This window comes from Clostridium tagluense, from assembly GCF_003865095.1.
Lineage (GTDB): Bacteria > Bacillota > Clostridia > Clostridiales > Clostridiaceae > Clostridium_AD > Clostridium_AD tagluense.
In genome coordinates, this window is record NZ_BHYK01000002.1 from 78021 (window position 1) to 94704 (window position 16684).

Genomic DNA, 16684 nt, shown 5'->3' on the forward strand with positions numbered 1-16684 from the left:
ATTTTGTAATAGAGAAAGTGGATATGAAAGAAGAAATATAACAATATTTTGGTAATATGTTAATAAACATATAAATAAGATTTTATATGGTTGGGGTATAATTAATAAGTAATCTAGTTTAACTAAATAGATGGTATTTATAGTATTTTAAATATAAAGAGGAGTGATTATATGTGTAGGTTGAATCAGAAAATAGATCTTGTTTTTAAAAAGCTATTTGGCTCAGAAGAAAATAAAGATATACTAATAGCTTTTATTAATTCAGTATTATCTGAAGACCAACAGATAGTTAATGTTGAGTTAAGAAATCCTTATAATATATCAAGTTACTTTAAAGGAAAAATGTCTATACTAGATATAAAAGCAGTAGATGAAGATGGCAAATGGTACGATATAGAGATGCAGATAGCAGAACAGGGCGCTTACGATAAGAGAGCTTTTTATGATTGGTCGAAAGCATTTTCAGAACAAATTGAGAGTGGAGAACAATATGCAGAACCAAAGAAAACTATAGGAATTCATATTCTTGATTTCAACCTTGAGCAGTTAGAATGCGAAGAAGACTATCATAGTACTATAAAACCGTATATTGAAAAAAGTAAAAATCAGTTTTCCGACTTATTTGAATTGCACTTTATAGAACTTAATAAGTTCAAAAAAGATTATAATGAGATAAAGACAGCTATGGATAGATGGACGGCTTTTTTAAGCAAAGCTCATCAATTTGATAAAGAACATATACCAAAAGAACTAGCAGAAGACAAGGCTGTAAAAAAGGCAGTAGAACAATTAGATATAATGTATATGAGCAAAGAAGAACGAGAAGTTTATGAATATGAGAGAAAAGCTAGAATGAATTATAAGGAAGAAATTAGGACTGTATTAGAAAATCAAAAGGTAGAAATAGCTAGAAATCTATTAGATGTATTAAGCGATGAAATAATATCTAGCTTACTTTATACTTATTTGGAAAAAATATTCATTGATAAGTTGGTGCCATTTTTTTGCTAAGGTAGTAATTGAAAAGCATGCTCTTAATCATTAAAAATCTAAATTAGGGAGAAACAAATATGAAATACAAAATATATATTGTGGAAGATGATTTAGCATTCCTGGGATTTTAAAGTAGCTAGTTCATTTAGATATAAAATAATTGAATCATAAATAATGTAATTTACAATTAATTTTTGTTTTTGCCATTATAATGACACAGAGAATAGTTATTATAAGTACATAGCAAGTAATTAAACTTTAATTAGAGTCCCCCTTTAATTAAGTATAGATTTAATATAAACACTTAAAAGAACCGGTGTAATTTAATCGGTTCTTTTTTATTGCCTAAAAAACAATACTAATCTTAAAGGGGTATAATCTGGCCTTATTTAGAAGAAGCTTTAGTTAAATTTATGACTGCACATACGTATGATTTATTGAGAATGGATTCATCTAAATTATGGTCAGAGAGTCAAGAATATGTTTTAGATATGCTATCAAACGAATTTAATAATGATTTGACTAATTGGCTAAAAATATAACAAGGAAGGTCAAAAGAAACAATAGAGAAATATATTCAGAATCAAGGATAAGCATTAAGCCGTTCAGCTACTACCCTAAAGAAATAGTAGCTTTCTGACTTTTTCATATAAATAGGCACTGAAAACTCGTTATTGCAGAATTTACTGCCACAAGAAGTGATAAAAATGTTAGAAGAGATTTGTGTGTTAAATGAGTACAAGCAAAAGGGTAATATGGATGTAGTGTATATGATTCCAAATTTATATTTATTATAACAATTGTATTCAGGAAATAAATCATAAATGAAATCGTCATCTATAAAGGAAAAATCATGCTTCAGCTCTGATGATACTTTGAGCTGTTTGACTTTTTGTCGCACCCATTATTATGAAGATGTGACATATCAATCATTCCTAAAGACATTAAGCTCCATTGGAGATTGAAACGAAGATTGTGGCAAGGCGATGAATTCTAGGGTGTGAATTCCACTTAAAAAACAAATGCATGATGAAGCTTATAATATAGTTGTGGTATAATTATATTAGTTAAAGGGAGTGATTGCATGTGTAGATTGAATCCGAAAATAGATCTTGTTTTTAAGAAGTTATTTGGCTCAGAAGAAAATAAAGATATACTAATAGCTTTCATTAATTCAGTATTATCTGAAGACCAACAAATAGTTAATGTAAAATTTAAAAATCCTTATAATATAGCAAATTATTTAAAAGGAAAAATGTCTATACTAGATATAAAAGCAGTAGATGAAAATGGTAAATGGTATGATATAGAGATGCAAATAGCAGAACAAGGATCTTATGATAAAAGAGCTTTTTATTACTGGGCAAAAGTATTTTCAGATCAAATTGAGAGTGGAGAAGAGTATGCAGAATTAAAGAAAACTATAGGAATTCATATCCTTGATTTCAACCTTGGGCAATTAGAAGGCGAAGCAGACTATCATAATACTGTAAAACCATATATTCAAAATAGTAAAAAGCAGTTTTCAGATTTATTTGAGTTACACTTTATAGAACTTAATAAATTTAAAAAGGACTACAAAGAAATAAAAACAGCTATTGATAGATGGACGGCGTTTCTAAATAGAGCTTATCAAATTGATAAGGATAATATCCCACAAGAATTAGCTGTAGATGATGCAGTAAAAAAAGCGGTAGAACAATTAGATATAATGTATATGAGCAAAGAAGAAAAAGAAGTTTATGAAAGTGAAAAAAAAGTTAGAATGAACAGAATAGAAGAAATACGAACTGCAGAAGAAAAGGGAGAAATAAAAGCAAAAATAGGAATAGCTAAAAATCTTTTGCAAAACGGGATACCTATTGATATAATCGTAGAAAGTACTGGATTATCAATAGAAGAAGTAGAGAAAATTTAAAAAAATATTAGTATAAGCCCCTATTGGGGGTTTTTTTTCTTGTGATTTAGAAAATGTATTTTGTATGATTATAGTAGAGATTCACAATGTAAAAGGAAAAATTACTTTAGAAGAAGCAAAAAAGTTTACAGGAGATTGGCAATAGAATTTATGATGAAGTAATGGTTAGTAGAGAACATGCGGTGGGTTGTTATAAAGTGATGGAACGAGTATCATGGATATTAAAGTTTGATTTCTAAATTATAATTTGTGTGACAGTTAAATATATAAAAACACGAGAAGAAAAAAAATATATATGAGAAAACGATGCAGATTTAAAAACTGTACTGGGGGGAATATGTTAGTAAAGATGAACAATAAAAATATATCTAGTAAAACAGAAAAAAGAAATGCAATGACTTATATTATATACGAATTATTAAAAGGAACAAAGATCTCAACAAAAGAAATGGCAGAGCTAGTTGGAAAAAATCAAAGAACTTGTGAAAGATATGTAAAAGACATAGAAGAAAGTGATTTGCCTATAAGGAGAGATGGAGCGAAATATTATTTAAATACAGATGATGGATATTTACCTTTTTATTTACCAAAGGAAAAAATAAATATGATTTATATTTCTCTAATATCTTTTAGTGCATTTGGTAGAGATTTAAAGCTTATAAATGAGGTGCTTGAAAAGATAGAACAGTTAGTATCACCAAGAGATAAGGATTTATTAGATAGTATAAAGGAAAATCTTGTGGTTAAAAGAAGATACGAAATTATAAGTGATTATAGTTATAGTAGCTATGAAATATTTATGTTATTACTTGAAGCGTTTACTAAAAGACGTAGTATTAGAATTAAGTATAAGGCTAAGAAGAATCATGATTATAGGGTAATAGATGTTTATGGTTTTTGTTTAGCAAAGGAAACCTATTACATTAATGCTTATTGTCATAAAGTAGATAAAGTTTTAATGCTTAGAATAGATAGGATGACAGAATGTTCACTAGAGGATGGATATTATAGTATTCCAGATGAATTTGATTTAAAAGAATATTATAAATATACTTGGGAAGTTGAAAATTCGAAAGAACCCTTTGATTTTGAGATTTTATTTTCTGGTAGGGCAGTTCATAATGTTAGGGAAAGAAAATGCTGCGAGAATCAAGAGATAGTTGAGTATAAGGAAGGTACTATTATATTTAAAGGGACAACATCCTCACAAATAGAATTTAAAAAGTGGATTTTAAGCTTTGGAAGTGAAGCTAAGGTTATTAAACCAATGTGGTTAAAGGATGAAATAAAAGATGAATTAAATAAGGCAATGAGGTTATATGATTGAAATTTAAAAGTTATAAAAAGCATAGCGACAGACATACTGTCGTGATGGTTCTTTATAACTTTTATTTTTTATATTGCAATTTATAATTAAGTAGGAGTATAATGTAATTAACGAAGCAAATATAGAAAATAAATGTTAATATGGTTAAAAATGAAAAGTGTGTAAAATATTCTAGTATATATATAAAGCTTTGTGACAAATTAAAGAAAGAGGGTGAGAGTATTAGTAGTAAATTGAAAGAGTTCTTTAAATTAAGATTAGCTTCATTGAAAGAGACAGGTATCTTTAATGAATATTATGAAAAAATAGTAAACAAGAAATTAAGCAAGTATAAAAAAATAGTTCAATATGGAATGAAAAAAAATCAAACATTGTACAGTCATGTTCTTGATATGATAGGGATTCTAGATAGTATTAAAAGTATTTTGCCAATAAATGAATTAGAATTAAGAGTATTAATTGTTGCTGTAACAATACATGATCTTAATAAATTAGAAGAGCACAGTGAAAAGTCATATTTAAGAATTATTTCAGAGCAAAATAATAAGGGAGAGTATGCCAATATATTAAAAGAATGTGAGGCATTAAATATTGAAGATTTCTTACCCCAATATATGGAATATATCGAGGACATTCGAGCTATAATAGGTGAGCATTCAGCACATCTTAGTTCTTTTGCTGAAAATCTAATTTGTAATCCAGAAAGATACAAACTTGGAGATGAAAAAATTAAAATTTTAAAATCTATAATTAGAGCTTTGGATGTATTAGATTTATCTAAGACTATGGAGGAAAAAGAGAAAAAAAGACAATTTTTAAACAATGTTAATAATGCAACAAAATACAAGGGTAAACAATATAAACTAATCACTCATATTATAAGTGAAGACAGAGGAATACTTACCAATATATGTCACAATACTGTGGTTAAATTTTTGCAAGAAAAAGGATTTGTTGATGTTGCTTATTATAAAGAGGGAGTTCTTTATTTAGCTCCGGATAAAGAAATCGTTTTCGGTGAAAAAGACAAAGATATTCTAGCTTTTAACTGTGTTAAGTCTATTAAAAGTAAAATTTTCAGTGATTTTAAAGTATATATAAAAAATGCTCAATCAGGTATAAAGGTTGATGAAAAATGTTTAGGAATTGCATCGATAGAAGATATAATTTATGAAATTAAAAATAGGTGTGAGAAATCAAAGCTTCCAGATGTTGATAAGAAAAATAAGATTATTAAGGCGCTCGTTGAGAATTATACAGAGCTATATTCAGGTGAAAAATTAGAAGAGCTTGAGGATCTTGTTGCAAAACTAAAAGTAGATATTGAGGCTACAACGGATAAGAAGATTTTAAGTAAATTCAATAAGGCTTTAAAAGAAAAGGAGTGCGACCTAAAGGAACAAAAAATAGGGAAAGATATTTTAGATAGAAAGGTTACGGAAGAGTATTTTATAGAAACCAATGAGGACAAGCTCAGATTCTCAGAATTTATAAGATCATTTTATAATTTTTTAAAGGAACATGTTTGCAGTAGCCCCTTACTAAGTTGGGCTGAGTTATACGAGTTTTTTAATATTTCAGAAGCAGATAGAGATTATCTAGATGTGTTTGAAGGCTTATATATAAGACCTTATGTTTTAGGTCAGGTGATATATGCTGAATATAAAGGGCGTGACGAAGAATTAACAAACAGGATAATAAAATATCTGGAAGATAAGCTTTTAAATCAAGAAAATAAAGAAGAAGATGTTATGTGGACTGATTTAAAAGATTATATTGGTAAAAATATAATAATGTCTTTTGATAATAATATTGTATTTAAAAAAGAAAATGCATTAAAGAGCTATGCGGAGAAAAAAAGTAGCAAATGCTGTTTATGTAGCAGTGAGTATCAAACAAGCAATTGGATGGCAGTTAATGTGCCATACAAGCTAAAAATACAGAACTTTTCTAATAAAATAAATGCGGGTGCTAGAGAGCCTAAAAGGAATATCTGCTCTATATGCAACATAGAGTACCTACTTCATAAAGTTACTTATAAATCAAATATGGAAGTAAGTCGAAGGTATTTAAGCATATTTCCTAGGGGATTTAATACTAAGGCATATATTAAGGCATTTAGAGAGAGTATTAATGAATTTAGAAGCAAGGATATAGGTTCAATTTATTTTAATGAATATAGTACATTTCTAGCAGGAGCTACTGAAAATGCAGATGAAATAGAACCACTTTTTACAGAAGCAAAGGTAAATGGAATAGCTATACCAAATTATACAGAAACGTTAACAAATTATTTCATTTTGCCTATACATTTAGTTAAAAGCGATAATGAAACCTCAAAATGGATTTCAACCTTGCTTTATGCATTAACTTTCAATATATATTTTGATTCCAAAATAGTTATAAGTGAATTTCCAGTACCCATATTAAATCAAAGTGAAATGGAAGAAATATATGTGGGAGATGTTCCAGTACCTTTTAAGAATATATTTGAAAAAAGTTGGACTAAGTATGAGTGCCTAGGTACAATAAAATTATTTATAAATTTATTCACAATGGCTAAGACCTTGGGAGAGAAATCGGATATAGTTTATGATTCATTAAAAGCTGTGGCGAAGGGGCGAATAAGCTTTATATATTGTATATATAAAAAGCTACAGAGTTTACAAAAGAAAAGTCAAAAAAAATATAATCTTAATTCTAAGATAAAAGATATTGATAAATTTGTAGATGGAATTTTAAGTTATGTGGAGGATGGTGAAAAATTAGTGTCAAATATTAAAGATTTAGCCCTATTTGCTAATGAAAATCATATAAGGGGAAATACAACTGGAGGGGATATAAAGGATAATTCTATAAACAAACCTCTTAATATAATTATTGATATATTATGTAGATCGAACAAGAACATAGATACAGATGCAAGTGAAGAAGATATAACAGCCTTTTGTAAAAGAGAAATCCAAAAATATTTTGAAAGAATTGACTCTTCTTATAAGAAATATAAAAATAAAAGGAATGAAGAAATAGAAAAGTATGTAGATTTATTTATGAATAAAATTCTAGGTGAGGAACTAGGTGGTAAGATATATAACCTTGAAAATGAAAAGAAAAGAATATTATCTACCTATAGCTATTACTATAGACTAGCAATGACTAAATCAAATAAAAATGGGAGTGAAGAATAATTATGAAAAGAGAAGATATAATTAAGGGCAAAGAAAATAATTTCATGGAGAAATATACACATTTTCCAGAGGGAAAATATATTACAATAGCTGTATTAAGAGAAGCTCAATCGGAGTGTATTTTTAGGACAGAAGGTTCTGGAGAAGGCTTAAATAAGGAAAGAGTTTCACTGGGAATGGAAAATAAGGTAAAGGATTTTAGAGCAATTATAAGTAAAAGAAAGCAATGTGCAGTGGAAAGAAGGACAGGTAGAGAGTATTTAAGGCTTAATGATTTGTTATTTACTACTAAGGATAAGAGTTTATGTGCGTTAAATAAGAATACTCCTTGTGGAAAATGTTTAGATTGCAAAACTAATGGATATGCAGTAGGAGATGGTGGTGCACAAAAATCAAGAATGATATATGATAATGCTTATTCTATACTACCTTTCAATATGGTAACTGGTGTTAAAACTTTTAATGCTCTTTATGATAATGGAACTATGAGGGATGAAAAAGGTAATGCTTCATCATCAATAAATGAGGATGAATATATTAAGCCAGGAACAGTATTTATGGATATGATAACTTTTAAAGATGTAACTTTTATTGAATTTATATATGGTTTATCTAATGTACTTAGAAGTAAGAGATATGGTGCTATTTCTAGTAGAATAGGTAAGATGAATAATACAATATTAAAGGTAGCTTTTTCAGATTGTGAGCTTTTTTCAAACCTTGAATTAACTCAAAGTGTGTATGATAAGTTAGCTGTAGCTTCGGAAATAGAGTTTCCTCTTGAAACAAGCAAAGTTAAGGAATATGCAAAACAATCATTTGAAGACTTGAAAAAAGGTGTATTTGGTAATGTTACAGAGCTTAATGAGGTAGAACTAAGCACTTTACTAGAATACATAAAAAGTGTTTACCAAGAGGATGGAGAGGAAAAAGCAGCAGATTTATTTAAAGAACAATCAAAGCAGTATGGTGAATAGTAATGGAAATTTATAAATACACCCTAGAATTTATGGAAGAAGTGTTTTTTTCAAGTCAGGAAATAGATACGTTATTCTCAACTAAGCCCTTTATTGGTAACTATGCGCTTACTTATGCTATGGGGTGGTGTAGGTCTAAATATAATCAAAACTATATCAGTTATGAAGAAGACTTCAAATTAGTCAATAATAGCGGATTGTATATTACACCAGCTTATATAAAAGAACCTAAATACAGTATATTTACATTTAATGCTTTATCGGATCAATATTATCACAAGATGGAAAGAGCTTTGTCTAATTATCCTCAAGTTGGGAAAATAAAAGCTTTATCTGTAGGTAATAAGGCTGAGGGTTTGATATTTTCTAATGACGCGCTTAAAAAAATTAGTTATATTCGCCTTGGAAAATTTCTTGGTAAAGTTAAGGTTAGTTATGAAAAATGCGAATTTGCTATTGATAGCAGTGATAAACAGTGCTATGGATTGGTTAATTCGGTGGATTTAAGTGAAGATTTTAACGTTAAAGGGTTTGACCTTATAAACATGCATCCTGTTTCTCTCCTCAAAAATTTGAGGGGGGAAGGTAAAATGTATCAGATAAAAACAAATGCGGGTGAAATATTTTACCCTTGTAATGTAAAACTTGGAGGTAATATATGAAGCATTATACTGTAAAAGGGGAGTCTTTGAAAAAAGCTCCCTCATCTCCTTATTTATACCATCAAAAAAGAACACTTGATGAGCTCATGAGTAATTCAGTTGTATTCAATACTTATCCAACAGGTGCTGGAAAAACTATAGCATCTTTGTTATATATAAAGGAAAATCCAGATGTAGATACATTGTTCATAGCACCTACCAATGAACTTTTAAGACAACATTCAGAGGATATAAAAGAATTTGTTACAAAAAACAATTTACCACATATAGTTGTAAAGATTGATGCGGCTGTCATAGAAAAGTTGCGTGAGGGCCATAGAAAGGGAGCCACCCTATATGAAGTACTTAGTAATCCACTACAATTTAGAGAGGAGCTTTATATAGAAGATATAGAGTATGATGGTAAAAGACCTATAATAGTAGTGGTCAATCCGGATATTTTTTATTATTGTTTTTATTCACTCTATGGGAAATCAGATAAGGGTAACTTAATGGATATTATAATTAGAAAATTTAATTATATAATTATTGATGAGTTTCATTATTACAATTCTAAGCAGTTAGCTAATTTCTTATTTTTTATGCTTTTATCTAAGGAATTTAATTATTTTAAATATGGAAGGAAAATGTGCATATTAACGGCTACTCCAGATGAGTTGGTAGAGCAATATTTAAAACGTGGAGGTATCGAATATAAAATAATATCTAATGAAAATGAAAATTTAGAAAGTGAAGATTATGAAAAATTAAAAACTCTTTCAGAACTAGATTTATATGTTACGAACCAGAGTTTAGAGGAAATTGTTAGTGAACTATATAAAGACAATACATTTAAGGATGATGTTGTGGTTATAAGTCAGTCAATATATATAGTTAATAAGATAAAGGAACAGCTTATTAACAGTGGGATTAACAAGGATAATATAGGGGTTATTACGGGGGCTATAAAGTCAAAAGAGAGGAAAAAAGCTGTAGAAAAACATCTTATATTGGCAACACCAACAGTTGATATAGGGTACAATTTTAAAAAAGAAAATAAGGAAGGACAAAATATCGATGAAGTAATAACAGAGGCGAGTACCTGTGATCAAGCACTACAGAGACTAGGTAGAGCAGGAAGAATACTTGGTAAAAAAAATCAAAATGAGAGAAGTAAGGTTGTATTATGTGTTACTGATGCTATATATGAAGCTTTTAAAGAAGGAAATGGAGAGATATCAAGATTAGAACTTAAAAAACTTATAAAAGAAGCTATGCCAGAGCGAAATATAATGAAAAAATACATAGAGAGTAATGGTATATTGGAATTGTGTTTTCCAATGAAGGAAATATATAGAAAGATGGCACAGCAGAGCAAACATATTGTAGAAAATATATTTAATATGGTGATATCAGTATTTGCACCAAAGAGCAAGGCAAGTTTTAAAAGCTTGTCAGCAAAAATAAACAAGTATCAAAAGCAATGTATATTTATAAATGAATATGAAAAGTCAAGTGAAAAAAAAGAAGTAGTAGAAAACATCGATAATAAGCTATTTATTGATTTTTATAAAAATTATTGTCCAGATGAAGAAGATGAAGAATTTATAGATGACTCAATGCTTGATGATTTTTCAGAAGAAGATATAAAAGTTTTAAAATTAGGTGCGGAAAAAGATATGATTCATTATATAAATTCAGAAATAACTAAAACAAAGTCTTTACTTAATTTTAGAGGGTCTGATATCTGTAAGCCTGCTCTAGTTTTTGATAAGTATTATAAATTTGGGCAGGAACATCGAATATTTGTATATGATATATTTCATTTGATGCGATATTATGATATTGAATGGTATGAAAGTAAGGGAACCTTTGAGAAAGCAGCCAAAATAAAACTTAGTGATTATGAACAAGAAATAAATGGAGTAGATAATATAGACGTTTTTATAATAGTTAATGGAATTAGAGAAAATGCCATAGAAATCACTTGGGAATATGGATTTTATGGTGAACAAAGTGATTTTGAGGAAAAATATACAAGTAAAGTTGAAGCTATAAATAGTCTCATTTTAATTGGATATGAATATACAACGATAGGAAGAGAAAGAGTAGTTTTTCCAGAAAAAATAACCAAAGCATTCAAAGAAAGTTATATACCAATATACACGATATCACAGGAGTCAAAGGAAGAGTACAAAATCAGAAAAATAATAAAAAATCAGCCTATATTTCTTCAGAAATTAAATGTTCAGTTTTCGGAAAGTGAGAAGGAATATTTAGTAATAACAGGGACTAATAGTATCATTGTGGATAGTGAGGTTGTAAAAATTAGGAATAATGCTGTAAAAGAAGATTCTTTTATATGGTAATGGTAGTTCAGTATGATTAATATAAAGCACATTAAAATAAATAAGTAGCTAGGATAGTATATTTGACTTGTTATTTATTTTCATGTGCCTAATTGGAGGGTAAAATGTTAAATTATTATACTATATGTTTTAGAAATACGGAAAAAATAGAAAATACAATTGATACAGCTAGAATATGGCACGGTATATTTTTCAAGATATTAAAGGAATATAATGAGGAAATTTCAACACAATATCATGAGCAGCCAAGCAAGCAATCCTTTTCTATATCACCTGTATTTTGCGTGGGAAATTCTAATGATAAATATTTTAGTAAAAATTCTTTATTAAAAGTCAATATAGCTTTATTTACTGATGAAATTCATAAGGGATTGTTTGAATTTATTAGGAAAAATAAAAGTGTTAATTATGGAGAGGCAGAGCTTTTAATAGAGGAAGTACACTTTAAGATTATAGATGAAGAAGTTTTAGAACAAGGTAGAGTTAAGAGAGGAACAATGAACTTTATAAGTCCAACAGCTTTTAGAATAAATCCAGTAAACTCACCACTTCCAAGCCCTAAGCGGATATTTAAAAGCTTAAATAAGAGCTATAATGAGATTTTTAATGGGGAACTTTTGAATGATGAGATTATTGAGCAACTTGAAAAATACGTTGTAGTAGAAGGGCTTAACATTAATACTGAAGTAGCAAAATATAAGAAATTTGATATAACAGGCTTTAAAGGAAAGGTTAATTTAAATTTGAAATTTCCAGATGAAGAAGTTCAGAAAAGTCTAGAAAAACTGTTTGCTTTGGCATCATATGTAGGTATAGGTTATAAAACAGGAATGGGGATGGGGCAATGTATAGTGTCGAAGAAATAGATAAAGATTCTTTTTATATAGAAGCTAGTGCTGTTAATACGTATCTTTATTGTCCGAGGCGTTGTTATTATGAATATATTCAAAATGAATTTGAAAGTAATGTGCATACCATACTTGGTGATCAAGTTCATGAAAATGTGGATGAATTTGGTGAAGAAGAAAGACGCGGCAAGGTTATATATAAAAGTGCTAAGCTTATTTCGGATATGTATGGTGTGGTGCTTAAGGTTGATACAGTAGAAGAGAATGGTGATGAAATCTATCCAGTTGAATATAAGAAGGGTAAAAAGGTCCTGTGGAAAAACGATAAGTATCAAATGGCACTACAAGCTATGCTATTAGAAGAAAAGCTTAAGAGACCTGTAACTAAAGGCTATATTTATTATGTTGGTTCAAAGGAAAGAGTGGAATTTAAGATAACTGATAAACTTAAAGAAGAAATTATTAACACCATTGAGGATATAAGAAGATTATATAATTCAATGAAGATACCTGAGGGCGTGGATGACAATAGATGTAAATATTGTAGCATAAATAATATATGTTTGCCAAAGGAGCGAAATATACTTAAGGCTATGAAAAATTCACGAGAGGAGTAAAATATTTGATAGATAATACATTAGTAGGAGATGATGAATTGAGTACTCTTTATGTAACTCAGCAATACACTACATTGAGAAAAGAGGATGAAAGATTAAAGCTATATAAGGCCAAAGAGCTTTTAATTGATGTACCTATATTTAAAATAAAGCAAGTTGTTATATTTGGACAAGTAACGGTTACAGCTTCAACTATAAGGCTATTTGCTGAAAATAAAATAACCTTATGCTATTTAACAGAGTGGGGGAAATTTATAGCACGAATGGAAGGTGATGTATCAAAAAATGTTATCGTGAGATTAAAGCAGTATGAAAATCATATAGATATAGACAATGGTTCTGTGAAGTTCGCTAGAGTATTTGTATCTGGGAAAATTAAAAATAGTAGAACTACACTTATGAAAAGTAATCGTGGTGAAGAAAAAAGTGAAGCTTTTAGGGGAGCTATAGATGAACTGAATAGACTTGAAAAACGTCTTGAAGACCAAGATAATGTAGATTCTATAAGGGGGATAGAAGGCAGAGCAGCAGCAGTATATTTTTCTGTTTTTTCGGAAATGATAAAGGGCGATTTCACTTTTGAAACCCGTAATAAAAGACCACCTAAAGATCCTATAAATGCTATGTTAAGTTTTGGATATGTATTGCTTGCAAATGAAATTTCTTCAGCAGTATCAAGTGTAGGTCTTGACCCAAATATAGGATATCTCCATAGATTGAGATATGGAAGACCGTCACTAGCGCTTGATCTAATGGAGGAATTTAGATCTTTGTTCGTGGATAGGTTAGTGCTTAGCATAGTTAATAATAAAATACTTAAAGAGGATGATTTCGAAACGGTTTTGGGCGAAGTGAAAATGAGTAAAAAAGCTATTAAAAAATTTCTTGAAGCATATGAAGGAAAAAAATATGATGAAATATATCATCCTTTATTTAAATATAAAACTACATATCAGCAATGCTTTCATATGCAAGCAAGATTATTCAGTAAGGCGTTGATGGAAGAGATTGAATATGTACCATTTTTAATTAGATAAAAGGAAGGGAATGTGGTATGATATATTTAGTTAGTTATGATATAGTTAATGATAAAAAAAGAACTAGACTTCATAAAATGTTGAAAAATTATGGTGCTAGAAACCAATATAGCGTTTTTGAATGTGATTTAGATGGTAAAAAATATGTTGAACTTGAATATAAAATTAAAAAAATTAAGATAGAGCTAGGTGACAGTATTATGGTGTACCCTATATGCTCATCTTGTGAATCTAAAATTATAAGAAAAGGCATATTTGCACCAATTGATGTTAAAAACATGATTTATTAAATCGCAAGCTTATGTGTAACGAAAAACACGGGACCCTGGCGATGCTTGTAAATAGACATTTTGGCGGGATTTACTATAATATTTGTTCTATGTTTTTATGAAAAAATGATACTTTGCGAATAATGGGGTCTGAAACCAGTGGTTTCAAGGGGTAAAACGCGAGCGATTTCTAAAGACATTAAGCTCCATTGGAGATTGAAACGTGGAACTTAGTGATTTTAGGAAGTAGAAATAACTGATTTCTAAAGACATTAAGCTCCATTGGAGATTGAAACCTGAAAATACAATTCCAACCTTATATTTTTGTATGATTTCTAAAGACATTAAGCTCCATTGGAGATTGAAACTCGTAAGGAATATCAGTTTCAGCTGCTAAATCTCTATTTCTAAAGACATTAAGCTCCATTGGAGATTGAAACAAAACATATTATTATTTATTATTACTTTTAAAGAAATATTTCTAAAGACATTAAGCTCCATTGGAGATTGAAACTTAAAAGAGCAGCTATTCGCTACTCTTTTTTCTTATATTTCTAAAGACATTAAGCTCCATTGGAGATTGAAACATTAGAATTTAAACTATATAAAGTAAATACAGAGTATTTCTAAAGACATTAAGCTCCATTGGAGATTGAAACCCGTCTATTTCGGAGCTATCTTTTAAATCTACATAATTTCTAAAGACATTAAGCTCCATTGGAGATTGAAACATGGGTTTTGCATACACCACTTTAACTGCATTGTAGATTTCTAAAGACATTAAGCTCCATTGGAGATTGAAACTTATAAGAACGCCCACGCGTTTTAATATCTTTTTGCATATTTCTAAAGACATTAAGCTCCATTGGAGATTGAAACGATACAATTTTACATTTCTTACACTTATAAAATTTTATTTCTAAAGACATTAAGCTCCATTGGAGATTGAAACAAAGTATCATGCGGATAATAAATAAGACAGAGCAATTATTTCTAAAGACATTAAGCTCCATTGGAGATTGAAACACTGTTGCCAGAGGCATTCTAAGCATTCTTGCGAATATTTCTAAAGACATTAAGCTCCATTGGAGATTGAAACTATAGAACGCCATAGTACGTGCTAAGGCTAAGTCAATATTTCTAAAGACATTAAGCTCCATTGGAGATTGAAACCTTCTACTGAGATAGTTTATAAGGACATATTTCCTATTTCTAAAGACATTAAGCTCCATTGGAGATTGAAACTTAATTTCCATTTTTATTTACTTAACATAACTTTAATTTCTAAAGACATTAAGCTCCATTGGAGATTGAAACTTTTATGTTAAAGGTTATTGATACTTGTGATGCTATTTCTAAAGACATTAAGCTCCATTGGAGATTGAAACATAAGTGTAGACAATACAAACAAGGTATTGAGTGTATTTCTAAAGACATTAAGCTCCATTGGAGATTGAAACCTACCGTGGTTCTTTTGGAAACCTATCCATGACAAAAATTTCTAAAGACATTAAGCTCCATTGGAGATTGAAACGGAATATAAGTTTAACTACAAATGATTATAGTGAAGCATTTCTAAAGACATTAAGCTCCATTGGAGATTGAAACACCATTAGGAGTAGAAAGCCCATTTGGTGTACCTAAATTTCTAAAGACATTAAGCTCCATTGGAGATTGAAACAAATGAATACGCTTTAGATTTAGACGAAGAAAAGATTTCTAAAGACATTAAGCTCCATTGGAGATTGAAACAAGACCTGGTATTCTCATATTCTGTAATTAATCTATTTCTAAAGACATTAAGCTCCATTGGAGATTGAAACTTGGCACCTTCAATCAAAAAGTTAGCAGGTTTTAATTTCTAAAGACATTAAGCTCCATTGGAGATTGAAACTTCTGTCTTGGATTATTGAAGCTCCCTTGATTATCATTGATTTCTAAAGACATTAAGCTCCATTGGAGATTGAAACATCCGGCATATGATGGCTTGCCAGCAGTTGAGTATAATTTCTAAAGACATTAAGCTCCATTGGAGATTGAAACACAACTGAAATATGCGGTTAAATTTCAGTTAGATTTATTTCTAAAGACATTAAGCTCCATTGGAGATTGAAACTTATACAGGTATCCCAGATAATTTAGAAGAACTAAAATTTCTAAAGACATTAAGCTCCATTGGAGATTGAAACAGAAACTAAGCACTACGATTTAATTATACAGGATCCATTTCTAAAGACATTAAGCTCCATTGGAGATTGAAACATAGGTGGATTAGATGGGAGGCCGAAAAAGTATGGATTTCTAAAGACATTAAGCTCCATTGGAGATTGAAACCAGGCTGAGAGAATGGCTATGCAATTACTCCAAGATGGATTTCTAAAGACATTAAGCTCCATTGGAGATTGAAACAGCTGAAATTATATGTTTTGGAGCTTTAACTTATTATATTTCTAAAGACATTAAGCTCCATTGGAGATTGAAACTTATTATTAGCATGGGA

At 29.4% G+C, this 16684-nt stretch carries 11 protein-coding genes and 1 CRISPR repeat array; all 11 genes read left to right on the forward strand.

Annotated features, from left to right (window positions below):
• The first annotated feature begins 171 nt into the window (after positions 1–171).
• The gene (locus Ctaglu_RS01825; RefSeq protein WP_124997481.1) at positions 172–1011 is read left to right on the forward strand and encodes an Rpn family recombination-promoting nuclease/putative transposase; all 840 of its coding nucleotides are present in this window, start codon (positions 172–174) and stop codon (positions 1009–1011) included.
• A gap of 1066 nt (positions 1012–2077) precedes the next feature.
• On the forward strand, positions 2078–2911 hold the full coding sequence (locus Ctaglu_RS01830) for an Rpn family recombination-promoting nuclease/putative transposase (protein WP_124997483.1): 834 nt from the start codon (positions 2078–2080) through the stop codon (positions 2909–2911).
• Positions 2912–3248: 337 nt separating this feature from the next.
• The gene (locus tag Ctaglu_RS01835) at positions 3249–4238 is read left to right on the forward strand and encodes a helix-turn-helix transcriptional regulator (protein WP_185732565.1); all 990 of its coding nucleotides are present in this window, start codon (positions 3249–3251) and stop codon (positions 4236–4238) included.
• Positions 4239–4378: 140 nt separating this feature from the next.
• The gene (gene cas10d / locus Ctaglu_RS01840) at positions 4379–7426 is read left to right on the forward strand and encodes a type I-D CRISPR-associated protein Cas10d/Csc3 (protein ID WP_124997487.1); all 3048 of its coding nucleotides are present in this window, start codon (positions 4379–4381) and stop codon (positions 7424–7426) included.
• A gap of 2 nt (positions 7427–7428) precedes the next feature.
• Positions 7429–8403 (forward strand): type I-D CRISPR-associated protein Cas7/Csc2, encoded by a 975-nt coding sequence (gene cas7d, locus Ctaglu_RS01845; RefSeq protein ID WP_207669437.1) that lies wholly within the window; start codon positions 7429–7431, stop codon positions 8401–8403.
• A 2-nt stretch (positions 8404–8405) separates the two neighbouring features.
• Positions 8406–9065, forward strand: coding sequence for a type I-D CRISPR-associated protein Cas5/Csc1 (gene cas5d / locus Ctaglu_RS01850; RefSeq protein ID WP_124997489.1), 660 nt, complete (start codon positions 8406–8408; stop codon positions 9063–9065).
• Positions 9062–11413 (forward strand): type I-D CRISPR-associated helicase Cas3', encoded by a 2352-nt coding sequence (gene cas3, locus Ctaglu_RS01855; protein ID WP_124997491.1) that lies wholly within the window; start codon positions 9062–9064, stop codon positions 11411–11413. Before cas5d ends, cas3 begins: the two co-directional genes overlap by 4 nt.
• Positions 11414–11517: 104 nt before the next feature.
• Positions 11518–12279 (forward strand): CRISPR-associated endoribonuclease Cas6, encoded by a 762-nt coding sequence (gene cas6, locus Ctaglu_RS01860; protein ID WP_124997493.1) that lies wholly within the window; start codon positions 11518–11520, stop codon positions 12277–12279.
• Positions 12258–12878: a CRISPR-associated protein Cas4 gene (gene cas4 / locus Ctaglu_RS01865; RefSeq protein WP_124997495.1), complete on the forward strand. Its 621-nt coding sequence runs from the start codon at positions 12258–12260 to the stop codon at positions 12876–12878. The genes cas6 and cas4 overlap by 22 nt, the downstream gene beginning before the upstream one ends.
• 5 nt (positions 12879–12883) lie before the next feature.
• Positions 12884–13915 (forward strand): CRISPR-associated endonuclease Cas1, encoded by a 1032-nt coding sequence (gene cas1 / locus Ctaglu_RS01870; protein ID WP_124997498.1) that lies wholly within the window; start codon positions 12884–12886, stop codon positions 13913–13915.
• Between the two features lie 17 nt (positions 13916–13932).
• On the forward strand, positions 13933–14205 hold the full coding sequence (gene cas2 / locus Ctaglu_RS01875) for a CRISPR-associated endonuclease Cas2 (RefSeq protein WP_124997500.1): 273 nt from the start codon (positions 13933–13935) through the stop codon (positions 14203–14205).
• Between the two features lie 165 nt (positions 14206–14370).
• Positions 14371–16667: a CRISPR direct-repeat array (repeat unit 37 nt; unit sequence ATTTCTAAAGACATTAAGCTCCATTGGAGATTGAAAC).
• Positions 16668–16684: the final 17 nt, after the last annotated feature.

Excerpts from the sequence above, each read along its gene's own strand:
- Ctaglu_RS01825 (WP_124997481.1), top strand. The coding sequence starts at position 172 with ATGTGTAGGTTGAATCAGAAAATAGATCTTGTTTTTAAAAAGCTATTT.
- Ctaglu_RS01830 (WP_124997483.1), top strand. The coding sequence starts at position 2,078 with ATGTGTAGATTGAATCCGAAAATAGATCTTGTTTTTAAGAAGTTATTT.
- Ctaglu_RS01835 (WP_185732565.1), top strand. The coding sequence starts at position 3,249 with ATGTTAGTAAAGATGAACAATAAAAATATATCTAGTAAAACAGAAAAA.
- cas10d (WP_124997487.1), top strand. The coding sequence starts at position 4,379 with ATGGTTAAAAATGAAAAGTGTGTAAAATATTCTAGTATATATATAAAG.
- cas7d (WP_207669437.1), top strand. The coding sequence starts at position 7,429 with ATGAAAAGAGAAGATATAATTAAGGGCAAAGAAAATAATTTCATGGAG.
- cas5d (WP_124997489.1), top strand. The coding sequence starts at position 8,406 with ATGGAAATTTATAAATACACCCTAGAATTTATGGAAGAAGTGTTTTTT.
- cas3 (WP_124997491.1), top strand. The coding sequence starts at position 9,062 with ATGAAGCATTATACTGTAAAAGGGGAGTCTTTGAAAAAAGCTCCCTCA.
- cas6 (WP_124997493.1), top strand. The coding sequence starts at position 11,518 with ATGTTAAATTATTATACTATATGTTTTAGAAATACGGAAAAAATAGAA.
- cas4 (WP_124997495.1), top strand. The coding sequence starts at position 12,258 with ATGTATAGTGTCGAAGAAATAGATAAAGATTCTTTTTATATAGAAGCT.
- cas2 (WP_124997500.1), top strand. The coding sequence starts at position 13,933 with ATGATATATTTAGTTAGTTATGATATAGTTAATGATAAAAAAAGAACT.